Consider the following 26,979-nt stretch of genomic DNA (forward strand, 5'->3'; position numbering starts at 1 on the left):
TCAGGCCTCAGCGGAACCGGCCTGCTCGCGCTGCGCCCGCAGAGCCTCGACCGTGCGCACCGTCTTGGTGAGGGGCGCCTGGAACGTGGCAGCGGCCTTGCTGAGGTTCGCCTTCATGGCGCCGGCCAGCTTGGCCAGCAGCACCTCACGGGACTCGAGGTCAGCAAGCTTGTTGACATCGTCCGCCGTGATGGCCTTGCCCTCGAAGACACCGCCCTTGATGACGAGAACGGGGTGAGCCTTGGCGAAGGCACGAAGGCCCTTGGCCGCCTCGACCACATCACCGTTCACGAAGGCGAGCGCGGTAGGACCGGTGAACAGCGCGTCGAGACCCTCGATACCCGCGTCAGCCGCGGCACGCTTCGCGAGCGTGTTCTTGGCGACGGTGTACTTGTTCTCGCCGCCCAGCGACCGCCGGAGCTCAGTGAGCTCCTTAACGGTGAGGCCGCGGTATTCGGTCAACACGGTGGCTCCCGACGCACGGAAGTTGTCCGTGAGTTCGGCCACAGCCGAAGCCTTGTCGGCCCGGACCGGCTTGTCCGCCATGTCCCTCCTCTCTCAGTGCTTCAGCCACTGGTCGAGAGGGTCCGCAAAAGAAAAAGCAAAACGCCCCGGCGCAGGGGCACGGGGCGGATTTCAAAACGCGCGCACGGACGCGGCTTAAATCTCACGAACCGTTCTCCCCTGCACGGGTCGCCCGCTTTCAGCGGGACCTTCGGCCGCGGCATTCGGCGTGACGACGAATGCTGCGGCGACCAGCGGTCTATGGGTGGAACTTCGAGATGTCAGCGTACGCGGACGAGCCGTCGAAGCCAAATCGGCCCGCTCCCGTCCGTTTCGGGAGGTCAGGATCGCCCTCGGCGCAGACGGGCGTAACCGGCCAGGACCACCCCGGCCCACAGCAGTGTCCAGCCGGTGAGCAGGACCAGCGTGCCCGTCGTCGGCGCCACCCGTCCGCCGAGCGCACGGGCCGTCGCCATCACCGGCGGGACCAGCCACGGAGCTATCGAACCGCTCAGACCCAACACGATCGCCAGGATCGACCCGCTGACCAGGACAGCCACCCCGGGCAGCACTCGCCTGGTCACCGAACGGGCGGCCACGGCGCCGAGCGCCATCGCAGCGAGCGCCGACAGGATGTGCGCAAGAACACCCAGGAGCACTCCCGCCGCCAGGCTCGGCTCCAGCGATCCCGGTCTCGGGCCCTCGATCGCACCGAACACCCACGGAGTCAGCATCGCCAGCACGCAGACCACCGCCGCGACGAAGGTGGCCGCCAGCAGCCCGGCGACGGCCTCCCGGACCGGGCCCACGGCCAGGCGGGCCAGCCGGCGCTGGGCATCGGGCTCGGTGTCCAGCAGCAGCTTCGTGAGCCAGGCCAGGATCGGGAAGAGACAGACGGCGGAATACCCGTAAGCGGACGAGGCTGACGACCGGCCACCGCCGTAGAGGACGGAGAGGACCGCCAGCAGAGCGATCAGCGGGGCGGCCGCCCGCCCGCCGCGCAGAAAGCCGGCCAGCCGCATCCGGATCAGCGCGGTCATCGCTCCTCCCCTTTCCCGGGTACGCGTGACGCGCTCTCGGACCGGGCCGCGTGCTTCTCCCGTACCGCAGCGGGCCGGGGCTCTCGGACCCCGGTGACCCGGTGACCGGCCGCACGCAGCCGGTCCACCGCGGAGGCCGCCTCGTTCCGGCGCACCGCCACCTCGATCACCACCTCGTCCTCGCCGATCCCGCTCCCCGCGCCGGAGAGGGCGAGATCCGCGCCGGCCCCGGCGCCCGTATCGGGGAGGGCGAGACTTGTGCCGGCCTCGGTCCCTACGGCCGCGCCGGAGAGGGCGAGATTCGCTGGGGAGGTGCGGCGGGGCTCCGTGGCGGGATCGGGCGGGGAGATGTGCACGGTGCCGTCCGCGACCGTCCAGTGCAGGGCGCCGGGCAGGTTCGCGATCTCACCCCGGTGGTCGCTGACCAGCACCGCTCCCCCGCCCGCTGTCACCTCGGCGACGATCTGCGGGATCAGCACCCGGGACGGGGCGTCGAGACCTTCCCACGGCTCGTCGAGAACCAGCAGGCCGGGCGGGGCGAGCAACGCCTGCGCAAGGCCGACCTTCTGGGCGGTGCCCTTGGAGAGCTCCGGCAGCGGGGTACCGGCGTGCCCCGCCAGGCCGAGCAGCTCGATCCACCGGTCGGCGGCACCGGCGGGCAGGCCACGGATCTCGGCCATCGAACGCAGGTAGCCGAGGGTGGTGAAAGGCTGGGCGGCCGGGAAGCGCTCCGGGACCCAGCCGATCACGGCCGGGCGGTCCCTGATCTCGCCGCCGGTCGGCCGGAGCACGCCCGCGGCCAGCTGGAGCAGCGTGGACTTGCCGGCGCCGTTGCGGCCGAGGACGACGATCGTGCGGCCCGGTTCGACGGTGGCGCCGACGTCGTGCAGCGTCCACGGAGCTCGGCGGGCGTACCGGAACCGGACCTTGTCGAAACGCACGGCCGACAGCCTGCCACAGACCTCGCCGGCAACGCAGGCCCGGAAATACGACGAACCCCCGGGGAAGTCCCCGGGGGTTCGTCGGACTGAATGTCAGGCGCCGGCCTCGCCGCGCAGGTTCTTGTGCACGTTCGGGTCGATCTGGATGCCCGGGCCCATCGTGGTGGCGACGGTGACCTTCTTCAGGTACTTGCCCTTGGCCGCCGACGGCTTGGCCCGCAGGATCTCGTCCAGCACGGCGGCGTAGTTGTCGATCAGCTGCTCCGGCGCGAACGACGACTTGCCGATGATCACGTGCAGGTTGGAGTGCTTGTCCACCCGGAAGGTGATCTTGCCGCCCTTGATCTCGTTGACGGCCTTGGTCACGTCCATGGTGACGGTGCCGGTCTTCGGGTTCGGCATGAGGCCACGCGGGCCGAGGATCCGGGCGATCCGGCCGATCTTGGCCATCTGGTCCGGCGTCGCGATCGCGGCGTCGAAGTCCAGCCAGCCACCCTGGATCCGGGCGACGAGCTCGTCGGTACCGACCTCGTCGGCGCCGGCCGCGACGGCCTCCTCGGCCTTCGCGCCCTGGGCGAACACGATGACGCGGGCGGTCTTACCGGTGCCGTGCGGCAGGTTGACCGTGCCACGGACCATCTGGTCGGCCTTACGCGGGTCGACACCGAGGCGCATCGCGACCTCGACGGTGGCGTCGAACTTGACCGGGTTGGTCTCCTTGACGAGGGCGATCGCGTCCTTCGGCTCGTAGAGCTTCGCGACGTCGATCTTCTCTACAGCGGCGCGGTACGCCTTGCTGCGCTGTGCCATTTCTCTTTACTCCTGTGGTAGATGGCGGGGCCACATGACGCGCTTTCGGCGCGCGGCCCCTCCCACTGACATCGCCGGGGTTCCGGCGATCAGATCTTGGTGACCCGGGTCCGGGATCCGAGGCTCAGATCCTGATGACCTGGCCTCGGAAGCGGGATTCAGATCTTGGTGACCTGGTTGAAGTTGAGCTCCACCGGGGTCTCCCGGCCGAAGATCGACACCAGGACCTTGAGCTTCTGCTGGTCGGCGTTGATCTCGCTGATCGAGGCCGGAAGCGAGGCGAACGCGCCGTCGGTCACCGTGACCGAGTCGCCAACCTCGAAGTCGAGAACCTTGACCTCGGGCTTCGTCTTCTTCTCCTCGGCCTGCACGGCCGGGGCCAGCCACTTCAGCACCTCGTCGAGGGAGAGCGGCGCCGGCCGGTCGACCCGGTCGGTGGCACCGACGAAGCCGGTCACGCCGGGGGTGTTGCGCACACAGGAGTAGGACTCCGGGGTCAGGTCCATCCGGACCAGGATGTAGCCCGGGAAGACCTTGGCCTGCACCTGGTTGCGCTTGCCGTTCTTGACCTCGACCTCTTCGCGGGTCGGCACCTCGACCTGGAAGATGAACTCCTCCATGTCGAGGCTGGTGATCCGGGTCTCGAGGTTGGTCTTGACCTTGTTCTCGTAACCCGCGTAGGAGTGCACCACGTACCAGTCGCCGGGCGCGTACCGCAGCTTCTGCCGCAGCTCCTTGACGGGGTCGTACTCCTCGTCAGCCTCGGGCGCCTGGGCCACGGCCGGAGCGGCCGCCTCTACCGACTCGTCGGTGTCCAGCGACGACTGCTCGTCAGCAAACTGCGCGGTCTCGTCGTCGTACTCAGGCACGCTCGCTCACTTCCAAATAAGGTCTTTTGGTTCAGGATCGCCGGGCCTCAGCCGCGCAGGACTAGCCCAGCGCCCAGAGGATCGCCTTACCGAACCCGTAGTCCAGACCGGCCACCAGAGCCGTCATGACCACCACGAAGACGATGACCACACCGGTGTAGGTCAGGAGCTCCTTGCGCGTCGGCCAGATGACCTTGCGGAGCTCGCTGGTGACCTCACGGAAGAAACCACCGATCCGGCCGATCGGGCCCCGGCCGGACTTCTTGGGCCTCGGGCTCTCGTCCTTGGTGCGCTCCGCGAGGGCGGTCCCACCGCCCGCGCTCACCAGCGCGTCGTCATCATCCGGAACGTCGTCACCGGCGGCAGCGTCGGCGAGCAGCTCGTCGTCGCCCGGGACGTCGTCACCGGGCCGGTCCTTCTCGGCCACTTCGCCCTACTTCCGTCGTCGGTGGTTCTGGATGTTCCTTTCAGAACCCGACCGGGAGCGGAAGCTGTGCGGACCGCGCACCGGCCGGGCACGTCGAGGAGGGTTGCGCAGGGGTGACAGGACTTGAACCTGCAGCCTGCGGTTTTGGAGACCGCTGCTCTGCCAATTGAGCTACACCCCTTCGCGGGACCTGTCGCCTCGCGACTTCAGTGCCCCACGGCGCACCAGTGTACGGGTACGCCCGGCGTTATCCCAACCCGGGTTACCGCTTCCTGACTAGCGCCTGTGCCATGGACAGTACCTTGTCGCCGTTGCATGTCGCAGTCAGGCTCAGTCGAGTGTGTCCCTCGTCGGTGACCTCCTTGACCGCCGCGGACACCACGACCTCGGTGCCCTCGTCGGTGTCGGGTACCGGGACGGGACGGCTGAAACGCACGCTGAACTCGATGACCGCGTCCGCGGCACCGGCCCACGCGGTGACCGCGCGGCCCACGAGGGCCATCGTGAACATGCCGTGCGCGATGACGCCGGGCAGCCCGACATCGGTCGCGATCCGCTCACTCCAGTGAATCGGGTTGAAGTCGCCCGAGGCGCCCGCGTAGCGGATCAGATCGGCCCGGGTCACCCGGAAGGTCTGCGGCTCCAGCTCTGCGGTCATCAGCCCTCTCCTCGCACCACGAGTTTCGACCAGACGGTCACGACCGGTTCGCCGGCCTCGGTCGTCACGTCGGTGCGGGTGGTGAGGAACTCGTGCCCGCCCCGGCTGGTGATGTCCTCGACCGTGTTGACGCACACCAGGGCGTCACCGGCCACGACCGGCCGGCTGTAGACGAACCGCTGGTCGCCGTGGACGACCCGGCTGTAGTCGACGCCGAGCGCGGGGTCGGCGACGACCTGACGGCTGGCCGGCATCGTGATCGCGACCGGGAAGGTGGGCGGGGCCACCACATCGGCGTATCCGAGGGCCCGGGCGGCTTCCGGGTCGTGGTACTCAGCGTCGGTGGCGCCGATCGCCCGGGCGAACTCCCGGATCTTCTCGCGGCCGACCAGGTATGGCTCGGTGGGCGGCCAGCTGCGGCCGACGAAGGACTGGTCAAGAGGCATGTCCACAAACTACCGGTCCTGAGGCCCGCAGTAATAGCACTGTCAGTGCAGAAATATTTCGCATGCCGCCGGCACAGCAAAACGCCGCCCGGACTGATCCGGGCGGCGTTCTGGAAAGCTCGTGTTGCGAGTGCTCAGCGCGTCTCGCGGTGCAGGGTGTGCTTCCCGTCGCGCGGGCAGAACTTCTTCAGCTCCACACGGTCGGGGTCGTTGCGCCGGTTCTTCTTGGTGATGTAGTTCCGGTCCTTGCACTCCGTGCACGCCAAAGTGATCTTCGGACGGACGTCGGTCGCCTTGGCCACGGCGGGGTGCCTTCCTGCTAACGGTTTCTATCTGACGACGAACCAGCGTAGACGCTCGGTCCGCCGCTTCGCAAAGTGGGCCCCGGGTGAGGTCCACAGGAAAGTTGAGTAGCGGTGGCCGGACTTGAACCGGCGACACAGCGATTATGAGCCGCTTGCTCTGCCATCTGAGCTACACCGCCGAGCCAGGTTTACTGTCCAGCGCCAGGCAGGCGGAACGAACCCGGTAGAGCCCCCTTACGGAATCGAACCGTAGACCTTCTCCTTACCATGGAGACGCTCTGCCGACTGAGCTAAGGGGGCTTGCTTGCGATCACTCGCTCGCTTGCAGGAGTAAGACTACACGGCCCCGGAGAAGGGGTGAAATCAGTACCCCCCTTCCCAGGAAACTGCAGCTCAGATCACCGCTCGCAGCCGCCGGACCTCTCCGGTGGGAGTGGACTCGGGCTCAGTTTGAGCGTTCAGCCACGCCTCCAGGCGCTCGAACGGCAGCGGGCGACTGAACAGGTAACCCTGGCCGAGTTCGCAGCCCATCTCCTCGAGCAGCTCGAGCGTCAGCTCACTCTCCACACCCTCGGCCACGACGGTGAGCCCGAACTCACGGGACAGTCCGATCACGGCCCGGACGATCGCGAGATCACCGGAGTCGGTCGCCATGCCCTGCACGAAGCTGTCGTCGATCTTCACCTCGTGCACCGGCCACTGCCGCAGATAGGCGAGCGAGGAGGCGCCGGTGCCGAAGTCGTCGACGCTCAGGCGCACACCGAGATCGCGCAGCCGGTAGAGCGACGGCAGAACCCGCTCGATGTCACTGAGCATGCCCGGCTCGGAGATCTCGAAGGTCACCAGGCCGGGATCCACACCGTGCTCCTCCAGCAACTCCCGGACCAGCTCCGGGAAGCGGGAGTCGAGCAGTATCCGCGCCGACAGGTTCACCGCGATGGCCAGCGGCCGGTCCGCGTCGGCCCAGGCGCGGCACCGGCGCAACCCTGCCACCAGCACCGACTCGGTCAGCTGGGCGAGCTGGCCGGTGTGCTCGGCGACCGCCACGAAGTCCTCCGGGGCGACCTCGCCGTGTGCCGGGTGCACCCAGCGGGCCAGGCACTCGACACCGACCACGTGCCGGTCGGCGAGCGTCACCTTGGGCTGGAAGTAGACCTCCAGCTGGTCGTTGTCGAGAGCCCGGCGCAGGTCGGCGGCGATACCGAGACGGCGCACCGCACGGGACTCCAGGGCCGGGTGGAAGGGCTGCACGCCGTACGGCAGGACCTTGGCGGCGTTGGCGGCCAGCTCGGCCCGCTGCAGCAGAGCCTCCGGATCGGCGCCGTGATCGGGATAGACCGAGACGCCGACGGCTGTGTTCACGTCGAGTGTGAGGGAACCCACCGCCATCGGGCCGCGCAGCCGCTCCCGCATCCGGGTGGCGATCTCGATGGTGGCGTCGATGCTCGGCGCCCGCAGGGTGACCACGAACTCGTCGCCGCCGATCCGGCCGACCAGGGCACCCGGGTCGGCGATGCCCCGGATCCGGTCGGCGGTCTCGACCAGCAGCTTGTCGCCGGCCGCGTGACCCATCGACTCGTTCACGTTCCGCTGGCCGTCGACGTCGAAGAGCATGATCGCGACGACCTCGTCCTCGGCCCGGACCGTCACCGACTCGGCCAGCGCGTCGATCACCCGGCGGCGGTTCGGCAGGCCGGTCAGCCGGTCGTGGTACGCGTCGTAACGCAACCGGTCGACGAGCCGCGAGTTCTCCACGGCGACCGCGGCGTGTGCGGCGATCGTCTCGAGAACCTGCACGTCAGCCTCACGGAAGGTACGGTTGTCGCCGAGCCGGTTGGCCACCTCCAGGGCGCCGATCGTCGCCTGGCCCGACCGCAGCGGGACGACGATGACGTCCTTGAGCTTGGCCGCCCGCAGACCGGACCGCAGGTTCTCGGTGCCGGCGAAACGGCTGCCGACCGCGGTGGCAGCCTGCTTCTCCAGGGCGTGGGCGCGCACCTCTTCCGGGGTGGGCGAGATGTCCAGCAGGCCGCGGTGCTCGACCCGGGCGGTGAGCAGGACCTCCGGATGCCGGCCCTGCGGGGCGAGCCAGAGGGTGGCGTATTCCGACTGCATGAGCGCGCGCACCCGGCCGAGCAGCACGTCGGGCAGGCCGCTGCGGCTGCTCTCGTCGCGCATCGCCTGGGTGAGCTCGTAGACGTCGGCGAGGGTCTTGTGGCGGCGGAAGAACTCCGCGTAGGACCGGAGGATCATGACCAGGGCGGCGACCAGGATCGACAGCAGCAGCGCGGTCCAGGGCGTGGCCTCCAGAGCGACCAGGAAGACCAGGCCGACCACGATGTTGATGCCGGTGACGACCAGGGCGGACAGGCCCGCGCGCAGCGCGTCGCGGCCGGTCCGCAGACCCTGCACCAGGCTCAGCACGCCGACCAGGCTGAGCAGCTCGACGATGGCGACGGTCCCGGCGCCGAGAGCGAGAATGCCCCAGGTGCCGGGGCCGGCGCCGCGGACGGTCGGCAGGGCGGCGATCACCAGCAGCGCCGCCGAGTTGGCGGCAGCCGACTTTGCGGTGTTGAACCACATCTTCGCCGGCTGGGCCCGGGACCACAGTTGCTGAGCGAGGATCGCACCACCCACCACCAGGATGACCATCACCGGTGGGAGGTAGAAGAGAGCCAGCACCAGCGGAACGTCGGTGATGGCGACGAGGAAGGTGGTACGCCAGATGACGATGTTGAAGACATCGCGGTAGGCGAGGAGGTAGATGACGAAGAAGAGCAGCCCGGCGGGCCACTGCTTGAACCAGTCGGTGTCCTGCAGCCAGAACGCGGTGGAGCAGATGATCGCGAAGATGGCCAGCGGATAGGTGATGAGCCATGCCCGTTGCGCGGTGGATCGTCTCGCCACGGGACGCATGACCATCGAGCTTCCTCTCCAGCCGGCGCGACCCGCCTGGCGCGTTAGCGCAATCGGGGAATCAAGCCCATTCGAAGTTCAACGTGTTCTGGACCGCGGCGGTCGCCTCATCCGCCGCGAAGGCCCCGGTGCTCGCGCCACCGACTGCGACGACGAACACGAAAACCAAGCCAGCTAGGCGACTCAGCTTCCTTGCGGACATAGCTCGCTCCTCAAGAAGGGGAAACTCGTAGCAGATGGGGGTCACATGATGGTGCCACACCAGGTGTGCGACAGGGAGCGTTCATCGGCGGGTCGTGGCGGCGCTCCGTCAAATCCTGGCCGAACGGTTGAGCGGGGCATCATGCCGCCTCCCGAAAAATTGATGGCTTTATGAGCGATTTAGGGGGAGATGTGAGGCCAATTCGCGACAGCAGCGTCAGGATGTCTTGACGTCAAGTTTTCCTGACGAAACACTGATCGGTATGACCACGCCGGACGAGTTGGAACAGCGGCACACGCTCATCACGGCGACGAACCGGTACGACGCACTCCGGATGCGGGACGCCCTCGCGGCCATGGACCCGGAGAAGGAGACCGCCCTCTCCCCCGACGAGATCCTCGAGATGCTCGCGCTCAGTGAGGTGATCATCCGCAAAGCGGGGTACGGGCGGCAGGCCACGATCCGCTCAGCCCGCGCTTCGGGTGCCTCCTGGACCCGGATCGGCGGCGCCCTCGGAACCACCAAGCAGGCCGCCTGGGAATCGCACCAGCGCTGGATCGACGAACAGGGAAGACCGCCCGACTAGATCAGCCGCCGGTCGCCGCGGGACGGTCGGTGTGGCTGTACTGCGACCACGAACCCGGGAACAGACGGCCGGCACCCAGGCCGGCGTGCTCCAGGGCGATCAGGTTGTGGCAGGCCGTCACACCGGAACCGCAGTACGAGATCACATCGCCGGAACCGTCCACGCCGACCGCGGCGAACCGCTCCCGCAACTCCGCGACCAGCAGGAACCGGCCCTCGGCGTCCACGTTGCCCCGGCACGGCAGGTTACGGGCGCCCGGAATGTGACCCGGCCGCGGATCCACCGGCTCCGAGTCACCACGGAACCGGGCCGGGTCACGCGCGTCCAGCACCACACCTTCCGCGGCCTCAGCGGATCGAGCGGTCTCGGCAAGTGAAGCGAGCCGGCCGGACGGCCACGGGCGGGCCGTGAACGACCCGGCCGGGCGGTCAGGGACCTCAGTGGTCAACTCGTCCGGCCAAGCGGCCAGACCACCGTCCAGCAACGCCGCGTCGTGTCCGATCGCCCGGAGCATCCAGACCAGTCTCGACGCCACCACTCCGCCCGCGTCATCGTACGCAATAATTTGATCTTGATCGTTGATGCCCGCCGCCGCCATCGCCGCCGCGAAGACCTCCGGATCGGGAAGCGGATGCCGGCCCCCGGCCGGCGACGCCGGACTCGCCAGCGCGGTGTCCAGATCGATGAAGACCGCACCCGGCAGGTGTCCCCGCTCGTAGGCCGCCCGGCCCGAACGACCGTCCAGATACCACCGGACGTCGGCGAGCACCACAGGCCGATCCCGGATATAGGAGACGTCCACCACCGGGTCGATCACCACAGCCCCTTACCTGACACCGAAACCGATGAGGACCATGCCGGTCCCGGCGTCGACGGTACGCCCGTCAGGAGGGCCACGCACGGCAGCCACGGTCAATCGCGATGCTCGGTGTGGCTCACCCGCCGATGGGGCCCCGGCCGGAACCAGACGCCCGCCACCGCGACAAGACCTATCGACAGTACGGCTGCGGTCATCGCGGCCACATCAGTCAGCCACGTCCCCACCGCGAACATCAACACGGCCACACCGCACAACAGGTGGTAGAGGCCCGCCTCACGAGGCGTGCGGAAGGAACGCGCCAACAGAGCCGGAACGCGGCCGGTGACCAGCATCCGCACCCCGAACACCGCCAGCACCAACCCGACCAGGGCCGTCGCCGTGCTCATCGGCCCAGTGTGCGCCACATCGGTCACCGGCGAACCGGAAACGGCGGGACCGGCCCCGGAACACGGGGCCGCCACCGTGATACGCCTAGCGGTAGTTCGTGAACTGCAGCGCGACGCCGAAATCATCCGCCTTGAGCAGCGTGATCACGGCCTGCAGGTCATCCCGCTTCTTACCGGTGACCCGCAGCTGGTCGCCCTGGATCTGCGCCTGCACACCCTTCGGCCCCTCGTCACGGATCTTCTTGCTGATCGCCTTGGCCTTGTCGGTCTCGATCCCCTCGACCACCTTCAGATCGATCTTGTACGTCTTGCCGGACTGCCGCGGCTCCCCGGCGTCCAGCGACTTCAACGAGATGCTGCGCTTGACGAGCTTCTCCTTGAAGACGTCCAGAGCGGCGGCCGCCCGCTCCTCGGTCTCCGAAGTGATCGTGAACGCCTCACCCGACTTGGCGAGCGTCGTCCCCGTCCCCCGGAAGTCGAACCGGGTCGCGAGCTCCTTCTCCGCCTGGTTGAAAGCGTTGTCGACCTCCTGCCGGTCGACCTTGCTCACGATGTCGAACGACGGGTTGGCTGCCATGATCAGACTCCTGCGGCTGGATGCTTGTCGATGCGAACGGCGGGCCTTCACGGACCCGCGACATGCCGACCGTACCCGGTTGTTGATGCGGTCCGCGCTACGGCTATTCTTATGTCCGCCGCCGCGGGAAACCGCGGTGGTTGCCCAGGCGGGTTGCCCGAGCGGCCAATGGGAGCGGACTGTAAATCCGTCGCGAAAGCTACAGAGGTTCGAATCCTCTACCCGCCACCACAGGCACGAAGAAGCCCTTCACCCAGCGGAAACGCCGGTGAGGGGCTTCTCTCGTTGGTCCCGGCGCGTCTTACTCGGGCCGCTTGGTCTCGCTGTTCGTGTCGTATCCGTGTCGGCGATCAGCCCGCGTCCTGGGTGGCTTCTCCGCCATTCCCAGAGCGCTTCGACTCTCTGGCGGGATGCCTCGTCCTGGCTGTAGGTGCACTTCGCGTACCCCGTTTGAGGACGTGGGCGGTGATTCTGACGACCGCGAGAGGCGGCGCAAGAGACCGCGAATGTGATGTTCCGGGCTGACTCCGCTTGTGTAGGCGCCAGACGAATCGGCCGGTGTCAAGCCGCTTCTGATCAGCAGCGCTGGGCCCAGCCGGCGAGGCGATCTCGTATTTCGAGGGACGCTGTGCCGCCTGAGGTGCCGTACCGTGGGAGGAAGTTCTTCCTTGTGATCCTGGGAGTGACGTCGTCGATGAGCGTGGGAGTGGTTGACCACGTCGGTCCATGGACCGAGGACGAGTATTTCGCGCTCGGTGAGACGACGGACCGGATCGAGCTGATCGATGGCAGCCTGGTGGTGAGCCCCGCGCCGAGCATGAGCCATCAGCGCCTCTCCCGCCGTCTGGCGAACGCGCTGGAGGAAGGCGCCGAGCCGGCTGGGCTCTTTGTGTACGAGGCGATCAACGTTCGGTTGCACACCGGCCGCATCGTGATTCCCGACCTGGTCGTCGTGGACGTGGACGAGGACGACGTCACCACGGATGCCAGCCGGGTACTCCTGGTCGGCGAGATCGTGTCGCCGAGCAACGCTGCCATGGATCGCGTGCTCAAGATGCAGCTCTACGCTGCTGCCAGCATCGGGTGGCACCTCCTGGTCGAGCACGAGGCGCCGGACCTACTGACTCTGCGGCTCAACCGCCTCGATGGCCAGCACTACCTCGAGGAAGCCGTCGTGAAGACCGGCGCGAGCCTGACCGCCGAGCGACCGTTCCGGTTCGACCTCGATACCCGGTCTCTCGTTCGTCGCTGACAGGTACAGCCGTCGACAGCGCCGGTCACTCAGGTTGCCGGGTCACCGCCATGATGTCTCGGCGCCGGCCGTTACTTGTCGGTGAAGTCGTCTGATGGTGCGCGGTTGCGCAGCCGGACCACGTCTCGGATCAGCATTCCGTTCATCAGTGCTGCTGCGTCGAAGGCGTCCAGCTGGTACTTCGTCCGGATGGCTCGCTTGGTCTTCTCCAGCGGCAGTACGGAACTCCACCCGAGCGCCACGCCCATGGACATGGCAACGAAGGCCACCGCGAACAGGGGTACCGCCACGGCTTCGGGGAAGCGAAGTAGCGCCAGAAGGAAGATCAGAATTCCTGACAGTACGGACAGGGAGATCATCCGTAGGCCCCAGACCGCGCGACGGTACGCCGGCGTCGCACGCAGACGGTTCCGATCCTCTATCGCGATCTCTGCCACGAGAACAAGCTATCCATGCCGTTCAACGTGCCCTTACATCGCGTGGGCGGAATCCGTCGGCGGGGTAGGTCAGTAGCCGGGGGTGCCGCCGGCGGCGTGGCGGGCCTCAGCCTCGGCGGGGGTGTCGGCGTAGCCGGGGTAGGCGACTGTGGCGGTCTCGAAGTAGTGGCCGCTCTCGTCGTCCGGGTCGTCGTCTGCGAATGGGCGCCACAACGACAGACCGGCCAGTTCCGGGTTCGCCGCAAGGAACAGTTCGTTTGCGGCGTACAAGGTGCCTTTCTCGTACTCGGTCAATGGGGTGTGGTTGTTGATCTGTTTCAGCACCTCGTCGGCCGGAAGGTGGAATACGTCGATTCCCCGGAAGTGGATGGTGTCGTGTTCGCGGGAGCGCCAGACCTCGATGACGTCTCCAGTTCCATCGGGCGATCATCGCAGGGCCAGGCCACGCCGGAGGCCCCGGACCATGCGGCGGGAGGCGTTGCGGCACGTCGCCAGGGTTTCGATCTCCTGGACGGTCAGTTCGGGGCGACGGGCAAGGGCCAGAGCAGCGGCGTACGGGCGTTCACCCGGCCGATTCAGCGACGACCTCGTCTCGCGCAGGACCCGGAGCAGGGTGGAACGGTCGGCGTTCGGGTGGCGGGCCGTGGCCGCGAGGATGTGGTTGCGGGTCCAGCAGTTCAGGTCGTCGACCCGGATGGTCGCCAGGGTGGCGGCGTCGGCGCGCGGTGAGTCGGCTACCGCGCTGCGGACGAAGTTGTACGGGCTGGCCGCCAGCAATCGCAGGATGTCCTGGCCGGCCCTCGGGTCGCCGACGAGTGCCAGGTAGTCGGCGGGGCTACGGGCCGGCGGCAGCAGGTCGTCGAAGGTGGCCACTCGGCAGGCTCCGTCTCGGGTCGCGGCGAGGTCAGCGGATGCGGTCCGGCAGGGCCTTCGGATGCGGTCCGGGCAGTCAGCGGATGCGGTCCGGCAAGGCCTTCAGCTGCTCGGCCGGGTCGAAGTTCTCGGAGCGGGCGGCCGGGTCGTGCCATCGGTGGCCGCCTTCGGCCCACGCTTTCCGGGCCCGCCGACTGCCGGCGAGGGTGGCGTCCGCATAGCCGAATTCGGTGCCGCAACAGACGCAGAACCCGAACGACGGGTCGGTGCCGGCCGGGCCCCACGGCCAGTCGGCGGGTGGCTGGTCGCGGTAGTCGAAGCCGCAGACCAGGCACAGGCTGGGACAGTCGGGGCGAGCAGCCCTCTCCGTCGAGTCCGGCAGCCCGGCCGGGGTCGGCAGCCCGGCCGGGTCCGGGGCGCCGGTAATCTCGGGACGGTCGGCGCGCATGCGGGTCAGCCGGCCGTGCGGGCCAGACGCTTCTCGATGTCGGTACGCATCTCCAGAGGGAGGGCATCGGCCACAAGGATGCGGGCCAGGTTCTCCGGGGTGTGCATGTAGATGCCGAACGCCTCCGACACGGTCAGACCGTGCCCGGGTCGTTCGATCACGTCGATGCGGTCGCCGGGGCTGATCTCGCCCTCCCGCAGGATGCGCAGATAGGCGCCGGTGCGGTTGGAGGCGGAGAACCGTTTGATCCAGCGGGGTTCGGCCATCTTGTGCTGGAACGTGGCGCACGGGATCCGGCCGAAGGTGATCTCCAGGATCACCTGGTCGCCGATCTGCCAGCGCTCGCCCATCACGGCGTTGTAGAGGTCGATGCCCTCGGTGGTCAGGTTCTCACCGAACAGGCCGTGCGTCAGGTCGCGGCCCAGCTCTGCCGACCACCAGGCGTAGTCCTCGGCGGCGTACGCGTACACCGCCTGATCGTCGCCGCCGTGGTGCTTCACGTCGCCGATGTAGTCGCCCACCAGACCGCTGTGCAGGCCGGTCGTCTTCGGGCCGGGGCGGCGGGCCGTGACCGGGTGATCAACCGGGACCTTGCCGATGCCGGTGTCCAGGCCTGAGCCCTTCGCCGGGTTCGGCACGGCACGGCCCACGTTCAAGGAGAGAACGATTCCGCTGGTCATCGGGAGAATTGCACCACCGCTCGGTCTTCGATCGGCCGGTAGCCCAGCCGGGGGTAAAGGGCGTTACTGGTCGGGTTCGCCAGGTCGGTGAAGAGGACCACGTCACTCGCGCCCGCGTCCAGCGCATTTCGGGTCGCGGCGCTGGTCGCGGCGCCGCCGAAACCCTGCCGGCGGTGCTCGGGCGGAGTCCAGACGTACTGCACCCGCACCATCCCGGCCTCGGGCCGGGTGTAGGCGGCCATCGACACCGGAACACCGCCGGACTCCCAGAGGGTGATGCCGCCGTGGGCCATGCGGTCGTCGACGAGCGCGCCGAGATCTTCGGGTTCCTCGCCGATGTACTCGTGGAAGCTGCGGAACCAACTGATCAGAAGCGGACGGTCGGCGGTTGTCGCGAGTCGGTCGGTGCCGGATGGCCACGGGTCCGGCGGGGTGAGTGCCGCCAACTGGAACAGGCGGGTCCGCATGCCGTGGGCGACGGTGCCGCCGTGCCGCGCCAGCCACGCGCCGGTGAACGCGGGGACATCGGCAGCCAGCAGGTTCGCCGCGGTCAGCGGGTGCGGGCCCAGGGCGGTGACCAGTTCGGGGACGGCCTCCGGAGGCACCTCGGTCAGCGTCAGCGGGTAGGGCGGGGTCTGCAGCAGCGCACCCGCGACCTCACCCGACTCCGTCGTCCACCAACCCAGGATCGGATCGCTCTGCCCGTACGCATGAGGGCCTCTCGACCGCAAGGTGCCGGCCACCGTGAGCAGAACGGTGTGCCGGACCGGCGACGAACGCAGGAAATCTCCGGCGTTCCCGGCGAAAGCCGCGACGTCGGAGGTGAGGTGCCAGGTCACCGTGACCACGCTTTCGCGATGCGGGCGAGGCTGTCGACGCGTGTCGCCGGGTCGTGCACGGCTCCGGCGAGCATCAGCTCGTCGGCGCCGGTCCGGGCCACGAGAGCGTCCAGGGCGGCGACCACCTCCTCGGCGGTGCCCGCGTACTGCGTGCCGGGCAACGACTCCAGCACCGAGCGATCCAGATCGGACAGTTTCCGCTGCGCTGCCGCCTCGGGGGACACCAGTGGGCCCAGGTGGCCGGTGCGCAGGCTGAGCGCCATGACGCGGCTGGGACCGGCCAGAAACTGCGCCTCCTCGGTCGTCGACGCGGCCAGCACCGAGGCGCTGACCATCGCCCACGGCCGGGTGCAGCGGGCCGACGGCTGGAACCCGTCCCGGTAGAGGCGCAACGCGCCGTCCACATCGGAGCTGATGGCGAAGTGGTACGCGAAGCAGAACGGCAGTCCGAGTGCGGCCGCGAGCTGCGCGCCGTAGGTGGAGGAGCCGAGAATCCACACCTCCGGGAACGACTCCGCGGCCGGGGTGGCGCTCAGCCGGTCGGCCGGGATCCGGTCGTCGCCAAGCAGGCCGAGCAGCGTCTTCAGGTGCTCCGGGAAATTCTCCACCGTCAGGTACGGCGAGACGCCGCGCAGTGCTGCGGCGGTCGCCTGGTCGGTGCCCGGCGCCCGGCCGATGCCCAGGTCGATCCGGCCCGGATAGAGGGCCTCCAGCAGAGCGAACTGTTCGGCCACCACGAAGGGCATGTGGTTCGGCAGCATCACGCCGCCGGAACCGACCCGGATGTCACGGGTGTGCGCGGCCACCGCGCCGATCAGCACCGGCGGAGAGGTCGACGCGACGGCCGGCATGTTGTGGTGCTCGGCCACCCAGAAGCGCGAGTAACCCAGCTGGTCGGCGGCCCGGGCGACCTCGATGGTGCCGCGCAGCGCGTCGGCGCTGGTGTACCCCTCGCGGACGGTGGCCAGGTCGAGCACGGAGAGCGGGACGCGGTTCGGTGCGGTCATGCCTCTTCCTGGTTCCGATTCCGGATCTTCTGCACTCCCACGGTCACCGCGCCGAGGGCGGCGCCCGGCACCAGCAGCCAGATCGGCCACGGGTGGACGAGCTCCCCGATGGAGAGCGTGACCAGGACGTAGATGACGACGTTGACCGCCGCGATCGCGCCCCAGATGGTCCAGAGAACGATCAGCGCGGTCGGCAGTCGCGGCTTCTCCCCCGGACGCAGCCGCGGCCGGGGCAGATCCTGAACGAGGACGCGGAGTTCGGCATGGGTCCGGGCGGCATAGGCGGCGCCGATGCGTTCGTCGTACTCGTGGAGGGACAGGCGGCCCTCGTCAAGTGCGAACTTCAGCCGGTCGGCGATCCGCTGGCGGTCCGAGTCCGCCGCCCGCATGCTTTCCACCTCTTTGGACATCGCCGCCCCCTCGACTGAACGCCTCGAGCCAGGCTATCCCGGCGAAGGCTCAGACGAGTTCCGTCGCGAGCCGTTCGGCGGCGTGCCGGTCGGCACGTGCCATCGAACCCTCCGGGATCGCGGCGACCGCGGCCGCCACCAGCAGCACGGCGGACGCGAACACGAACGCCCAGGGCAGACCACCCGGCTGGTCGACGATCACACCGGCCAGGGCACCGCCGGCCGCGCTGCCGGTGACCGACACGGTGACCATCCAGGTGTACGCCTCGTTCAGCATCCCGCCCGGGGCGATCCGGCCGACCAGGCTGGTCTCCACGGTCAGCGCCGGCGCGATGGTCGCGCCCCCCAGCACCAGGGCCGCGCCGAGCCACAGCGGGCCCGGCATGAAGGCGAGCACCAGGAAACTGAGCGACACCGCAGCCAGCAGCCAGGCGAACTGGCGGGTCAGGGCCATCGCCGGCCGGCGCGTCCCGAACCAGATGCCGCCGACCACGCTGCCGATGCCCCAGACGCCCAGGAGCACCCCGCCGAGCGCCTCGCCGCCGCCGTGCTGAGCCGCATAGGCGGGGACGATCACGCCGGCCGCGCCGAACGAGGTGCCCAGGGCCGTGACGCAGAGCAGCAGCGGCGGGAACCCGGCCACCCGCAACGGACCCAGACCCTTCGCGGCCGTCACCGGGTCGTGAGCGCCGCGACCGCGCATCACCGGGAGCCGGGCGATCCACGCCGTCCCGGCGAAGGTCACCACGGCAGCGCTGATCAGTGCGGACGCCGGCTCAGCGGTGATCACCATGAACGCCGCGACAAGCATCGGACCGAGCACGAAGACCAGCTCGAACAGCGACGTCTCGGCGGCGATCGCGGCCGACCGCAGCTCGTGCCGGCCGGTATCCGGCGCGGTCATGTCCGTCCAGGCCCGGCGGACCGCCGCGGTCAGCGGCGGGTAGGTCGCGCCGGCCGCCGCGGACGCCACGAAGATCCACTCAAGGGCGTCCGCACCGCCCCGGGCCGCCAGCAGCAGGCCGGCCAGGGCCAGCGGGTGCAGCACCGCGGTGGCCAGCAAGATCGGGCCGGCTCCGATGCGGTCCGCGAGCCGGCCGGCGATCGGGCTCAACGCGGCGCCGGCCAGCGCGAACACACCACCGGCGAGACCGGCGGCCGCATAGCGGCCGGTGGCCTGCTCGACCAGCAGCAGCAGTGCCAGCGGGGTCATCCCGATACCCAGGCGGGCCGTGATCCCGACAACCAGCAGCACCTTCGCGCCGGGCAACTGCCACACGCCCAGGTACTGACGTAATGCGGTCAAGAGAGGGCCTCCGGCTGCCAGGACGGTAACGAGCGGAACGCCCTTCGAGGCTAACGTCGGCAGCCCGGAGGATCACCCGGATAACGGGCCGGTGTCAGCGACGTCACCGGTGCCGGGTCAGGGCCGCGTGCTCGTGCAACCGGCGGACCCGCTCCTGCATCGGCGGGTGCGTGGAGAACAACGCGGCCAGGCCGCCACCCGCGAACGGGTTGGCGATCATCAGATGGGCGGCACTTGTCAAGCGGCCGTCGGCGGGCAGGGGGGCTCCGGCCGTACCGTGATGGATCTTCTCCAAGGCACTCACCAGCGCGAGGGGATCGCCGGTCAGCGTGGCGCCGGAGGCGTCCGCCTGGAACTCCCGGTTCCGGCTGATCGCCAGCTGGATGATCGACGCGGCGAGCGGGCCGAGGATCATCATGAGCAGCAGGCCGGCCGGGTTCGGGCCGTCCTCGTCGTCGCCGCCGAACGGCAGGAAGAACGCCAGGTTCGCGAGCATCGTGATGATGCCGGCCAGGCCCGCGGCGACACTCGAGATCAGGATGTCGCGGTTGTAGACATGAGACAGTTCGTGACCGATCACCGCCCGCATCTCGCGCGGCTCCAGCATGTTCAGGATGCCGGTCGTCACCGCGACGGCGGCGTGCTCCGGGTTGCGACCGGTTGCGAACGCGTTCGGCTGCCTCGCGGGCGAGACGTACAGCCGCGGCATCGGCTGACCGGCCGTCGTGGCGAGCTCACGCACGATCGCGTACAGCCCGGGCAGCTCCGCCTCGGTGACCGGACGGGCTCCCATCGCGCGCAGGGCGATGCGGTCGGAGTAGAAGTAGCTGACGGTGTTCGCCGCCAGCGAGATGAACACGGCGAGCACCAGACCGGCGCCGCCTCCCAACCAGTAACCCACGGCCAGGATGAGGCCGGTGAGCAGACCCAGCAGGGCGGCCGTTCTGAGGCCGTTGTGGTGGCTGGACAACTTGCACTCCTTCGGCTTGCGGGGTTCGTGACCCGCATTCCAAGGAACATCGGCATCCTTCGTGTTCATCCGGATGCTCGCTGTGACTTCACTGAAACCCATCGGTGCGTACGGGGTAGGCGCCCGGCAACCGCAACCACGCGTACCGGGGCCACACCGCGACGTTCCCGCGGCGCCGGGCCCCGACGCGGGCCGCCAGGGCTGAGGCGGCCGCCGGGGCTGGGGCGGCCGGTCACCGGGCCGTCCGTGATCCCGCTGTCCCGGCCAGAAACCAGCGCTGTATCCCGAGCGCCGATGCAGCGCTCAGCTCTGGCCGGACCCTGGCGGCCAGAAAGCAGCGCTCGGGTCTGGCCAGACCGTGGGCGGCCAGAAAGCAGCGCTGTATCCCGAGCGCCGATGCAGCGCTGGGGTCTGGCCGGACCCCGGGCGGCCAGAAAGCAGTGCTGTATCCCGAGCGCTGATGCGGCGCTGGGGTCTGGCCGGATCCTGGCGGCCAGAAAGCAGCGCTGTTTCCCGAGCGCTGATGCGGTGCTGGGGTCTGGCCGGGGTGGGTCAGGTCAGGGCGTTGAAGAGGAGCTGCGGGGCGAAGCCGAGGATGACGGCTACCAGCGCGGCCACCAGCAGGGCGGCGGTGATCGGGCGGGCCACCAGGTGCCGGGGGTGGGTGGCGTCGTAGACCAGCCCGGGGTCGGCCACCGGTATGCCGGGGTGGCTGGGGACGGTGTAGAGCAGCGCTGCCACCCGGACGTAGTAGGCCAGGGCGATCACGGCATTGACGACCACTACGACGGCCAGCCAGATCCAGCCCTCGTTCACCAGCGCTCCGACCACCGTCACCTTGGCGAACAGACCCGCCAGTCCCGGAGGAAGACCGGCCAGCCCGGCCATGGCCAGTACGAACGCGGCACCGAGCCAGGGGTGGCGGCGGGCCGCGCCACGGTAGTCGTCGAGGGTTCCCCCGTCCACGTCGGCGAGGCTCGCGGCGGAATGCGTGTTCCCGGCGGCCGGACCGGCAACGGCGCCCGGGATGCTGGCGGCAATCGGGGCGCCCGGGGTGCCGGCGGCAACCGGGGAGATCGGGGTTCCGGCGGCAGCCGGGGAGATCGGAGCGGCGGCGGGGATCACGGGCTGGGCTGGGCGGAGGGCTACGACGACGCCGAAGGCGATCAGTTCGAGGATGACGAAGAAGGCGGCGTAGGCGAGGGCCGCGACAACGCCGGCGGCACCCATGGCGAGGGCGGCCAGGATGTAACCGGCCTGCGCGACCGAGGACCAGGCGAGCAGGCGGACCATGCGGGTCTGCCGGAGGGCGACCAGGTTGCCGACGGTCATCGTGAGCAGTGCCAGGGCCGACATGACCGCGCCGGCGTCGAGGCGGGACACCACGGCGGCCAGGGCCAGGACGCCGCCCAGCTTCGAGGCGGTGGACAGGTAGGCGGCGATCGGGATGGGTGCGCCGTCGTACGTGGCCGGTGCCCAGGCGTGCAGCGGAACGGCGGCGACCTTGAAGGCCAGGCCGATCACCAGGAGGGCGGTGCCCACACCGGCCAGCGCGGCGAACGGGGCCGGGGCGGCGGCGAGCAGACTCAGGTGCAGGATCCCGGTGGCGGCGTGGTACAGGGCGATACCGAGCAGGGCGATCGCCGTGGAGATGACGCTGATCAGGAAGAACGTGACGGCGGACTGGGCCGGGCGGCTGGTCGGGATCTCGGCGGGCGCGAACCGGCGGAGGCCGACCAGGACGTACAGCGGGAGGGTGAGGGTCTCCAGGCCGACGATCAGGGTGAGCAGGTCACCGGCGTAGGCGACGGTCACACCACCGGTCATCGAGCAGGCGAGCAGGAAACAGAACTCGCCGGCCGGGGCCGTTCCGATCCGCAGTGACGGCTCGGACAGGCCCAGCACGCCGGCGGTGAGGCCGGCGAAGAGGGCGGTGGCCACCGCGGCCGGCCAGGCCGGCACCCAGGAGCAGCCGCCGGCGGCGCAGAACGTCGGATCCCACGCGCCGACGGCGAGCGCGCAGGCGCCGGTGGCGAGCGCGCCGAGCACGGTCGCCCAGACGGTCACCGCCCGCCGGCCGACGAGCAGGTCAGCCAGCAGCGCGAGGACGGCGGTGCCGGCGGCCGCGTAGAGCGGCAGCAGAGCGATGTGATCGACGGCCTGGCTTCTCACCGGTGGACCCCTCCCGGTTCGGCGGCCACGACGAGCGGACCAGCGGCCGGGGGCGGGAAGGCTGTGGTCACGGCTGCACTCCCAGCAGAGTGATCAGAGGCTGGACGGTGTCGCCCAGGACCAGGGCCGGCGCGACGCCCACGGCCAGGGTCAGGAGCACGAGTGGCGCCCAGGCCAGCCATTCGACGCCGGACAGCACCGGGGGCAGGGTGTGCGCCTCCGGGGTGGCGGGGCCGTGGGTGACCCGGCGCAGCAGGCGGAGGAAGTACGCGGCGGTCAGGGCGCCGCCGATCGCGGCGACGACGGCCAGGGTGAGCCAGAGGGGGCCGCCGCGCTGGACGGCGGCCACCACCGCGAACGCCTCGCCCCAGAAGCCGGCCAGACCGGGCAGCCCGAGGGAGGCGATCGCGGCGAAGCCGAGCAGGCCGGCCAGACGCGGGGCGGTCTCCCGCAGGCCGCTCAACTGGTTGAGCGAGCCGGTGCCGGCACTGTCCTTGATCGCGCCGACCAGGAAGAACAGCAGGCCGGTGATCAGGCCGTGAGCGATGTTGCCGACCAGCGCGGCCTGGATACCGGTGACCGAGAGGGTGGCGATGCCGAGCAGGACGAAGCCCATGTGACCGACGCTGGAGTAGGCGATCAGGCGTTTCAGCTCGGTCTGGCGCAGACAGATCAGCGCGCCCGCGATGATCGCGACGGTGGCGAGGATGCCGAGGACCGGGGCGGCCCAGGCCGCGCCGTCGGGTGCGACGCCGACGCCGACGCGGATCAGGCCGTAGGTGCCCATCTTCAGCAGCACGCCGGCCAGGATCACCGATCCGACGGTGGGCGCCTCGGTGTGTGCGTCGGGAAGCCACGTGTGCAGCGGCCACAGCGGGGCCTTCACCGCGAACGCGACGGCCAGCAGGGCGAACACGACGCACTGGGTGGTCCGGGTCAGCTCGCTGGCGCCGGTCAGGGTGACCAGGTCGCCGGTGCCGGCCTTCGTCACGACGATCATGACGCCGAGCAGCAGCAGGACCGATCCGGCCAGGGTGTAGAGGACGAACTTCCGGGCCGCGGCCCGCCGGTTAGCGCCGCCCCAGCCGGCGATCACGGCGTACATCGGGAGGAGGACGACCTCGAAGAAGAGGAAGAACAGGATCAGGTCGAAGGCCAGGAAGGTGCCGAGGACACCCAGTTCCAGGGTCAGCAGCAACGCGGCCAGGGCGCGGCCGGAGCCGCCCGCCGGGACCTTCTTGACCGTGTACGCGCAGCACAGGACCGTGAGCAGGCCGGTGAGCACGACGAGCGGGTACGACACGCCGTCCACGCCGATGTGGAACTCGAGCCCGAGAGACCGTACCCACGGGAGGTCGAGTTCGGCCCAGAGCAGCATCGGCAGACCGTCGCCGGACCTGTACGCGAACCAGCCGAACTCGTTCGGACGGGCGAAGAGGAGCGCGACCGAGAGCAGGAGGGTGACCGTGGCGAAGCCGGTGGCGACGATCCGGGCCGCCCGGTCGCGGGCCGCCGGGAACATCGCCACCGCGATGGCGCCCAGCGCCGGGACGAGGAGCAGCGCGACGAGCAGGATCTGCGGAACGGACCAGGCGGGTTCCACGTAGTCGCGGTACATCAGTAGACCCCCAGCCAGGCGATCATGCCGAGCAGCAGCGCGGTGGCGCAGACCGCGATCGCGGCGGCCGGCAGCGGGAGCCGGTGCGCCTCGTTGAGCGCGTCGCCGGCCCGGGTGGTGCTGGCTCCGGTGCCCATCACGGCGGCGTCGACGATCCGGGTGTCCCCGGCGGTCGCGAGCCGGGCCAGTGCCTCGGCGGGGCGGACCACGAGCTGGTGCTGGACGTCGTCGAGCCGGAAACCGGCGGCCAGGAACGGCCCGGCCCGGCCCAGCGCGAGTGCCGGATCGGCGCCGGGTACCGCCCGCCACAGCCACCAGGCGGTGCCGGCACCGGTCGCGAGCAGCAGCATCGGCAGGGCGACGGCCACGCCGAGGTGCGGGTCGTCGAGTTCGAGGGCGGTGCGGAAGCCGGGGGCGAACGCGGCCAGGCCGAGCAGGGCGGCCGGGATCGCGAGCAGGACGAGTGGCCAGCGCATCGGTCCGGGCGGGTCGTGCGGGGCGGCCGGGACCTGATAGCGGGCGTCGTCGAAGCCGACCTCCCAGGCCGGGCCGTACGGGCCGTGGGCGCGGGACGGGCCGAAGAACGCGCGCAGGAACAGGCGGGTGGCGTACCAGGCGGTGATGCCGACGGAGAGCAGTGCGGCCAGCCAGACCAGCCAGCCGGCCCAGACCGGGGCGGTCTCGCCGCCCTCGGTCGCGTGGGCGGCGGCGGTCAGCACGTTCTCCTTGGACCAGAAGCCGGACAGCGGCGGCAGTCCGGCGAGCGCGCCGAGCCCGATCGCGAACGACCAGAAGGTGACCGGCATGTGCGGGCGCAGGCCGCCCATCCGGGACAGCAGGTTGGTGCCGACGGCGTGGATCACCGCGCCCGCCGCGAGGAACAGCAGGGCCTTGAACGCGGCGTGGGTGAGCAGGTGGAACAGTGCGGCGGCGGGCGAGCCGACGGCCAGCGCGCCGGTCATGTAACCGATCTGCGAGACGGTCGACCAGGCCAGGACCCGTTTCAGGTCGTCCTGAGCGGTGGCCGACAGGGCACCTAGCACGATGGTGATCGAGGCCATCACGGCGAGCACGGCGAGCGCGACCGGCGACTGGTCGTAGAGGCCGTACAGCCGGAAGACGACGTAGACGCCGGCCGCGACCATGGTGGCCGCGTGGATCAGTGCCGAGATCGGGGTGGGACCGGCCATCGCGTCCGGCAGCCAGGTGTGCAGCGGGAACTGGGCGCTCTTGCCGGCCACCCCGGCCAGGATCAGCAGCAGCGCGGCGGTCAGCGTGCCGGGCGGGTAGTCGTGGGTGAGGACGTCGCCGAGGTAGGTGCTCCGCGCCTCGGTGATCAGGACGGCGATGCCGAGCAGGAAGCCGATGTCGCCGATCCGGGTGACCAGGAACGCCTTCACCGCGGCGGCGGGCGCCTCGGGCAGCCGCCGGTCGTGGCCGATCAGCAGGTAGGAGCAGGCGCCCATCACCTCCCAGCCGATCAGCATCAGGATCAGGTCGCTGCTGGTGACGACCAGGAGCATCGCGCCGGTGAAGAGGCTGACCTGGGCGGCGTACGGGGCGTAACGGGGATCGTCGTGCAGGTAGGTGATCGAGTAGATCTGCACGCACAGGGCGACCACGGTCACGGCCAGCGCCACATAGGCGGCCGCCGCGTCCACCAGGGTGCTGAACCGCACCTCCAGATCGCCGAGGATCGCCAGGGTGAGACCGGTGTCCCACGGGTCGGACATCGGGTCGGCCGACGGCTGCGCCGGGTCGAGAACCAGACGGAACGCGAGCAGCAACGCCACCGCGGCGCCGAGGACGCCGAGGCCCGCGGCGATCCGCCTGCGGGTTCCGTCACCGTCGCCCGACGGCAGGAGAAGACCGAGCAGACCCGCGATCAGCGGTACGAGGGGAAGCAGCGGCCCGGCAACGTCGATGCTCACCCGGCCACCCGTTCCTCGTCGTCGTCCAGCCGCACCTCGTCGACCACGACCGCCTTACGCATCCGGTAGTACTGCAGGATGATCGCCAGCCCGACGCCCACCTCGGCGGCGGCCAGCACGATCACGAACAGGGCCAGCACACCGCCGCTGCCCGGGGTGGCCGCACCGGGCCGGGCCCACGACTCGACCACCACGCCGGTGAGCGCGGGCCGCAGCGAGACGTCCGCGGTGACCAGGATCAGGTTGACCGCGTTCAGCATCAGCTCGACGGCCATCAGCACCAGGATCGCGTTGCGCCGGCGCAGGACGCCGTAGACACCGAGACCGAAGAGCAGGGCACCGACGACGTACGGGATGACGACGTGCATCAGCCGCGCACCTCCGGCTCGTCCGCGGCCGCCTCGACCCGGGCGCCGATGTCCGGCCGGGACAGCACGATTGCACCGACCAGGGCGGACAGCAGCAGGATCGAGATCACCTCGAACGGCAGCACCCAGGCTCCGAAGATCTGCTCGCCGAGCCGCTCGGCGGTGCCCGGCTCCGGCTCGGGGTAGGTCACCCAGCGGAACGCGTCGGCGAACAACGCGGCCAGGCCCAGGCCGGCACCGCCGCCGATCAGGGCGGCGGGCAGGGCCGGACGGTCCAGGTCGGTGGAGGGGCCGATCGGGGCGCGGGTCAGCATCACCGCGAACAGCAGCAGCACGACCACCGCGCCGACGTACACCAGGATCTGCACCCAGGCGACCAGCTCGGCGCCGAGAACGAGGTAGAGGCCGGCGATCGCGCCCAGGCTCACGACCAGGTAGAGGCCGGAACGGACCAGGTGGGAACTGGTCACGACCAGGACACCGGACCCGACGGCGAGGGCGCCGAGTGCCAGCAGCAGCACGTCGGCGACGGTCACGACTCCGCCTCGGGGGTGGGTGCGGGCGTCGGGCGTACGACAGCGGGTCTTGCGGTTTTCGCGGCGGTGGCCGCGCCCGGACCGGCTGCCTTGCGTGCCGCGGTGGCCTCCTCCTTGGAAGGTTCGCCGAGCACATCGTGCGCCGGTGGCGGTGGCACGGTGCGCATCCACTCGCCGAGCCGGTCCTTGTCGTGCAGCAGGGAGAGGACGTCGGTCTCGGCGTACTCGAACTCGGGCGCCCAGTGCAGCGCGTCGAACGGGCACACCTCGATGCAGATACCGCAGTACATGCAGAGGGCGAAGTCGATGTCGAACTTGTCCAGCACGTTGCGCTGGCGGGCGCGCGCGGCGCCGGGGACGACGACCTCCTCCTTGTGCGAGTCGATGTAGATGCACCAGTCCGGGCACTCCCGGGCGCAGAGCATGCAGACCGTGCAGTTCTCCTCGGACAGCGCGATCACCCCGCGGGAGCGCGGTGGCAGATCGGGCTGCACGTCCGGGTACTGCTGGGTGGTGGTTCGCCGCGTCAAGGTCTTCAGCGTTACGGCGAGCCCGTCGAGCAGGCCCTTGCCGGGCATCTGGCGCTCACCGTTCTCACTCACAAGGGACCATCCTGCCCGGTTGAGAGGGTCGGCGCGACCTCAC

At 69.9% G+C, this 26,979-nt stretch carries 31 protein-coding genes and 4 tRNA genes; 3 read left to right on the top strand and 32 right to left on the bottom strand.

The features are described from left to right. From rplJ to AB0G04_RS17385, 13 genes are all read right to left on the bottom strand, one after another. Window positions 1–546 (bottom strand): 50S ribosomal protein L10, encoded by a 546-nt coding sequence (gene rplJ, locus AB0G04_RS17325; protein WP_360983099.1) that lies wholly within the window; start codon window positions 544–546, stop codon window positions 1–3. Between the two features lie 299 nt (window positions 547–845). Next, complete coding sequence (locus AB0G04_RS17330; protein ID WP_360983101.1) at window positions 846–1,544, bottom strand: hypothetical protein; 699 nt, start codon at window positions 1,542–1,544, stop codon at window positions 846–848. Continuing rightward, window positions 1,541–2,485, bottom strand: a complete 945-nt coding sequence (locus AB0G04_RS17335; protein WP_360983103.1) for an ATP-binding cassette domain-containing protein — start codon at window positions 2,483–2,485, stop codon at window positions 1,541–1,543. The genes AB0G04_RS17330 and AB0G04_RS17335 overlap by 4 nt, the downstream gene beginning before the upstream one ends. A 93-nt stretch (window positions 2,486–2,578) precedes the next feature. Next, window positions 2,579–3,295, bottom strand: a complete 717-nt coding sequence (gene rplA, locus AB0G04_RS17340) for a 50S ribosomal protein L1 (protein ID WP_360983105.1) — start codon at window positions 3,293–3,295, stop codon at window positions 2,579–2,581. Between the two features lie 158 nt (window positions 3,296–3,453). Further along, window positions 3,454–4,164 carry a transcription termination/antitermination protein NusG gene (nusG, locus tag AB0G04_RS17345; protein ID WP_360983108.1) on the bottom strand — a complete coding sequence of 237 codons (711 nt, stop codon included), beginning with the start codon at window positions 4,162–4,164 and terminating at the stop codon, window positions 3,454–3,456. A gap of 61 nt (window positions 4,165–4,225) precedes the next feature. Then, window positions 4,226–4,591, bottom strand: coding sequence for a preprotein translocase subunit SecE (gene secE, locus AB0G04_RS17350; protein WP_360983110.1), 366 nt, complete (start codon window positions 4,589–4,591; stop codon window positions 4,226–4,228). A 108-nt stretch (window positions 4,592–4,699) separates the two neighbouring features. Continuing rightward, window positions 4,700–4,772, bottom strand: a tRNA-Trp gene (locus tag AB0G04_RS17355). A gap of 81 nt (window positions 4,773–4,853) precedes the next feature. Further along, window positions 4,854–5,249 carry a MaoC/PaaZ C-terminal domain-containing protein gene (locus AB0G04_RS17360; protein WP_360983112.1) on the bottom strand — a complete coding sequence of 132 codons (396 nt, stop codon included), beginning with the start codon at window positions 5,247–5,249 and terminating at the stop codon, window positions 4,854–4,856. Beyond that, entirely contained in the window at window positions 5,249–5,695 is a 447-nt protein-coding gene (locus AB0G04_RS17365) for a MaoC family dehydratase N-terminal domain-containing protein (RefSeq protein ID WP_360983114.1), read from the bottom strand. The genes AB0G04_RS17360 and AB0G04_RS17365 overlap by 1 nt, the downstream gene beginning before the upstream one ends. 134 nt (window positions 5,696–5,829) lie before the next feature. Beyond that, a complete protein-coding gene (gene rpmG, locus AB0G04_RS17370; RefSeq protein WP_014687739.1) occupies window positions 5,830–5,997 on the bottom strand; it encodes a 50S ribosomal protein L33 in 168 nt (55 codons plus the stop codon). 109 nt (window positions 5,998–6,106) lie between these two features. Then, window positions 6,107–6,179, bottom strand: a tRNA-Met gene (locus AB0G04_RS17375). A gap of 48 nt (window positions 6,180–6,227) precedes the next feature. Continuing rightward, window positions 6,228–6,300: transfer RNA gene (locus AB0G04_RS17380), tRNA-Thr, on the bottom strand. Between the two features lie 93 nt (window positions 6,301–6,393). Next, the gene (locus tag AB0G04_RS17385; protein ID WP_360983116.1) at window positions 6,394–8,922 is read right to left on the bottom strand and encodes a bifunctional diguanylate cyclase/phosphodiesterase; all 2,529 of its coding nucleotides are present in this window, start codon (window positions 8,920–8,922) and stop codon (window positions 6,394–6,396) included. A gap of 458 nt (window positions 8,923–9,380) precedes the next feature. Between AB0G04_RS17385 and AB0G04_RS17390 the strand changes: the two genes are divergently transcribed. Then, entirely contained in the window at window positions 9,381–9,704 is a 324-nt protein-coding gene (locus tag AB0G04_RS17390; RefSeq protein ID WP_360983118.1) for a hypothetical protein, read from the top strand. A 1-nt stretch (window position 9,705) separates the two neighbouring features. On the opposite strand, the gene AB0G04_RS17395 is transcribed toward AB0G04_RS17390, so the two are convergent. The 3 genes from AB0G04_RS17395 to AB0G04_RS17405 all read right to left on the bottom strand — a co-directional run bounded on the left by AB0G04_RS17395 (window position 9,706) and on the right by AB0G04_RS17405 (window position 11,487). Beyond that, a complete protein-coding gene (locus tag AB0G04_RS17395; RefSeq protein WP_360983120.1) occupies window positions 9,706–10,521 on the bottom strand; it encodes a sulfurtransferase in 816 nt (271 codons plus the stop codon). Between the two features lie 95 nt (window positions 10,522–10,616). Then, window positions 10,617–10,910 carry a hypothetical protein gene (locus AB0G04_RS17400; protein ID WP_360983122.1) on the bottom strand — a complete coding sequence of 98 codons (294 nt, stop codon included), beginning with the start codon at window positions 10,908–10,910 and terminating at the stop codon, window positions 10,617–10,619. 85 nt (window positions 10,911–10,995) lie between these two features. Then, entirely contained in the window at window positions 10,996–11,487 is a 492-nt protein-coding gene (locus tag AB0G04_RS17405) for a YajQ family cyclic di-GMP-binding protein (protein WP_360983124.1), read from the bottom strand. Between the two features lie 147 nt (window positions 11,488–11,634). Here AB0G04_RS17405 and AB0G04_RS17410 point away from each other — a divergent pair. Both AB0G04_RS17410 and AB0G04_RS17415 read left to right on the top strand, forming a co-directional pair. Further along, a tRNA-Tyr gene (locus AB0G04_RS17410) sits at window positions 11,635–11,718 on the top strand. A 463-nt stretch (window positions 11,719–12,181) separates the two neighbouring features. Next, the gene (locus AB0G04_RS17415) at window positions 12,182–12,739 is read left to right on the top strand and encodes a Uma2 family endonuclease (protein WP_360983348.1); all 558 of its coding nucleotides are present in this window, start codon (window positions 12,182–12,184) and stop codon (window positions 12,737–12,739) included. Window positions 12,740–12,810: 71 nt separating this feature from the next. Here the strand turns inward: AB0G04_RS17415 and AB0G04_RS17420 are convergent, their stop codons facing one another. From AB0G04_RS17420 to AB0G04_RS17495, 16 genes are all read right to left on the bottom strand, one after another. Continuing rightward, the gene (locus AB0G04_RS17420; protein WP_360983126.1) at window positions 12,811–13,176 is read right to left on the bottom strand and encodes a hypothetical protein; all 366 of its coding nucleotides are present in this window, start codon (window positions 13,174–13,176) and stop codon (window positions 12,811–12,813) included. Window positions 13,177–13,245: 69 nt separating this feature from the next. Further along, window positions 13,246–13,500: a hypothetical protein gene (locus AB0G04_RS17425; RefSeq protein WP_360983128.1), complete on the bottom strand. Its 255-nt coding sequence runs from the start codon at window positions 13,498–13,500 to the stop codon at window positions 13,246–13,248. A gap of 102 nt (window positions 13,501–13,602) precedes the next feature. After that, the gene (locus AB0G04_RS17430) at window positions 13,603–14,049 is read right to left on the bottom strand and encodes a hypothetical protein (RefSeq protein WP_360983130.1); all 447 of its coding nucleotides are present in this window, start codon (window positions 14,047–14,049) and stop codon (window positions 13,603–13,605) included. Window positions 14,050–14,125: 76 nt separating this feature from the next. Next, complete coding sequence (locus AB0G04_RS17435; RefSeq protein WP_360983132.1) at window positions 14,126–14,497, bottom strand: hypothetical protein; 372 nt, start codon at window positions 14,495–14,497, stop codon at window positions 14,126–14,128. Window positions 14,498–14,502: 5 nt separating this feature from the next. Then, a complete protein-coding gene (locus AB0G04_RS17440) occupies window positions 14,503–15,177 on the bottom strand; it encodes an MOSC domain-containing protein (RefSeq protein WP_360983134.1) in 675 nt (224 codons plus the stop codon). Further along, on the bottom strand, window positions 15,174–16,016 hold the full coding sequence (locus tag AB0G04_RS17445; RefSeq protein ID WP_360983136.1) for a GNAT family N-acetyltransferase: 843 nt from the start codon (window positions 16,014–16,016) through the stop codon (window positions 15,174–15,176). Before AB0G04_RS17445 ends, AB0G04_RS17440 begins: the two co-directional genes overlap by 4 nt. Next, window positions 16,013–17,023, bottom strand: a complete 1,011-nt coding sequence (locus tag AB0G04_RS17450; protein ID WP_360983138.1) for an LLM class flavin-dependent oxidoreductase — start codon at window positions 17,021–17,023, stop codon at window positions 16,013–16,015. Before AB0G04_RS17450 ends, AB0G04_RS17445 begins: the two co-directional genes overlap by 4 nt. Beyond that, window positions 17,020–17,433: a DUF1707 domain-containing protein gene (locus AB0G04_RS17455; RefSeq protein WP_360983140.1), complete on the bottom strand. Its 414-nt coding sequence runs from the start codon at window positions 17,431–17,433 to the stop codon at window positions 17,020–17,022. The genes AB0G04_RS17450 and AB0G04_RS17455 overlap by 4 nt, the downstream gene beginning before the upstream one ends. A gap of 49 nt (window positions 17,434–17,482) precedes the next feature. Continuing rightward, entirely contained in the window at window positions 17,483–18,739 is a 1,257-nt protein-coding gene (locus tag AB0G04_RS17460; RefSeq protein ID WP_360983142.1) for an MFS transporter, read from the bottom strand. Window positions 18,740–18,842: 103 nt separating this feature from the next. Then, window positions 18,843–19,709 carry a zinc metalloprotease HtpX gene (htpX, locus tag AB0G04_RS17465; protein ID WP_360983350.1) on the bottom strand — a complete coding sequence of 289 codons (867 nt, stop codon included), beginning with the start codon at window positions 19,707–19,709 and terminating at the stop codon, window positions 18,843–18,845. Window positions 19,710–20,261: 552 nt separating this feature from the next. Then, window positions 20,262–21,881: a proton-conducting transporter membrane subunit gene (locus tag AB0G04_RS17470; protein ID WP_360983144.1), complete on the bottom strand. Its 1,620-nt coding sequence runs from the start codon at window positions 21,879–21,881 to the stop codon at window positions 20,262–20,264. 67 nt (window positions 21,882–21,948) lie between these two features. Beyond that, a complete protein-coding gene (locus AB0G04_RS17475; protein WP_360983146.1) occupies window positions 21,949–23,499 on the bottom strand; it encodes an NADH-quinone oxidoreductase subunit M in 1,551 nt (516 codons plus the stop codon). Next, entirely contained in the window at window positions 23,499–25,430 is a 1,932-nt protein-coding gene (locus AB0G04_RS17480; RefSeq protein WP_360983148.1) for an NADH-quinone oxidoreductase subunit L, read from the bottom strand. Before AB0G04_RS17480 ends, AB0G04_RS17475 begins: the two co-directional genes overlap by 1 nt. Next, on the bottom strand, window positions 25,427–25,798 hold the full coding sequence (nuoK, locus tag AB0G04_RS17485) for an NADH-quinone oxidoreductase subunit NuoK (protein WP_360983150.1): 372 nt from the start codon (window positions 25,796–25,798) through the stop codon (window positions 25,427–25,429). The genes AB0G04_RS17480 and nuoK overlap by 4 nt, the downstream gene beginning before the upstream one ends. Next, window positions 25,798–26,334: an NADH-quinone oxidoreductase subunit J gene (locus tag AB0G04_RS17490; RefSeq protein ID WP_360983152.1), complete on the bottom strand. Its 537-nt coding sequence runs from the start codon at window positions 26,332–26,334 to the stop codon at window positions 25,798–25,800. Before AB0G04_RS17490 ends, nuoK begins: the two co-directional genes overlap by 1 nt. Continuing rightward, window positions 26,331–26,936, bottom strand: coding sequence for a 4Fe-4S binding protein (locus AB0G04_RS17495; protein ID WP_360983154.1), 606 nt, complete (start codon window positions 26,934–26,936; stop codon window positions 26,331–26,333). The genes AB0G04_RS17490 and AB0G04_RS17495 overlap by 4 nt, the downstream gene beginning before the upstream one ends. Between the last annotated feature and the right edge of the window lie 43 nt (window positions 26,937–26,979).

This window comes from Actinoplanes sp. NPDC023801 (assembly GCF_040639655.1).
Classification (GTDB): Bacteria; Actinomycetota; Actinomycetes; order Mycobacteriales; family Micromonosporaceae; genus Actinoplanes.

Bases quoted from the DNA above. Each gene is read 5' to 3' on its own strand.
- AB0G04_RS17385 (WP_360983116.1), bottom strand. From the start codon at position 8,922: ATGGTCATGCGTCCCGTGGCGAGACGATCCACCGCGCAACGGGCATGG.
- AB0G04_RS17440 (WP_360983134.1), bottom strand. From the start codon at position 15,177: ATGACCAGCGGAATCGTTCTCTCCTTGAACGTGGGCCGTGCCGTGCCG.
- rplA (WP_360983105.1), bottom strand. From the start codon at position 3,295: ATGGCACAGCGCAGCAAGGCGTACCGCGCCGCTGTAGAGAAGATCGAC.
- AB0G04_RS17455 (WP_360983140.1), bottom strand. From the start codon at position 17,433: ATGTCCAAAGAGGTGGAAAGCATGCGGGCGGCGGACTCGGACCGCCAG.
- rplJ (WP_360983099.1), bottom strand. From the start codon at position 546: ATGGCGGACAAGCCGGTCCGGGCCGACAAGGCTTCGGCTGTGGCCGAA.
- AB0G04_RS17360 (WP_360983112.1), bottom strand. From the start codon at position 5,249: ATGACCGCAGAGCTGGAGCCGCAGACCTTCCGGGTGACCCGGGCCGAT.
- AB0G04_RS17435 (WP_360983132.1), bottom strand. From the start codon at position 14,497: ATGCGCGCCGACCGTCCCGAGATTACCGGCGCCCCGGACCCGGCCGGG.
- AB0G04_RS17330 (WP_360983101.1), bottom strand. From the start codon at position 1,544: ATGACCGCGCTGATCCGGATGCGGCTGGCCGGCTTTCTGCGCGGCGGG.
- AB0G04_RS17475 (WP_360983146.1), bottom strand. From the start codon at position 23,499: ATGTACCGCGACTACGTGGAACCCGCCTGGTCCGTTCCGCAGATCCTG.
- nuoK (WP_360983150.1), bottom strand. From the start codon at position 25,798: ATGCACGTCGTCATCCCGTACGTCGTCGGTGCCCTGCTCTTCGGTCTC.
- AB0G04_RS17450 (WP_360983138.1), bottom strand. From the start codon at position 17,023: ATGACCGCACCGAACCGCGTCCCGCTCTCCGTGCTCGACCTGGCCACC.
- AB0G04_RS17415 (WP_360983348.1), top strand. From the start codon at position 12,182: ATGAGCGTGGGAGTGGTTGACCACGTCGGTCCATGGACCGAGGACGAG.
- AB0G04_RS17365 (WP_360983114.1), bottom strand. From the start codon at position 5,695: ATGCCTCTTGACCAGTCCTTCGTCGGCCGCAGCTGGCCGCCCACCGAG.
- AB0G04_RS17400 (WP_360983122.1), bottom strand. From the start codon at position 10,910: ATGAGCACGGCGACGGCCCTGGTCGGGTTGGTGCTGGCGGTGTTCGGG.
- AB0G04_RS17390 (WP_360983118.1), top strand. From the start codon at position 9,381: ATGACCACGCCGGACGAGTTGGAACAGCGGCACACGCTCATCACGGCG.
- AB0G04_RS17405 (WP_360983124.1), bottom strand. From the start codon at position 11,487: ATGGCAGCCAACCCGTCGTTCGACATCGTGAGCAAGGTCGACCGGCAG.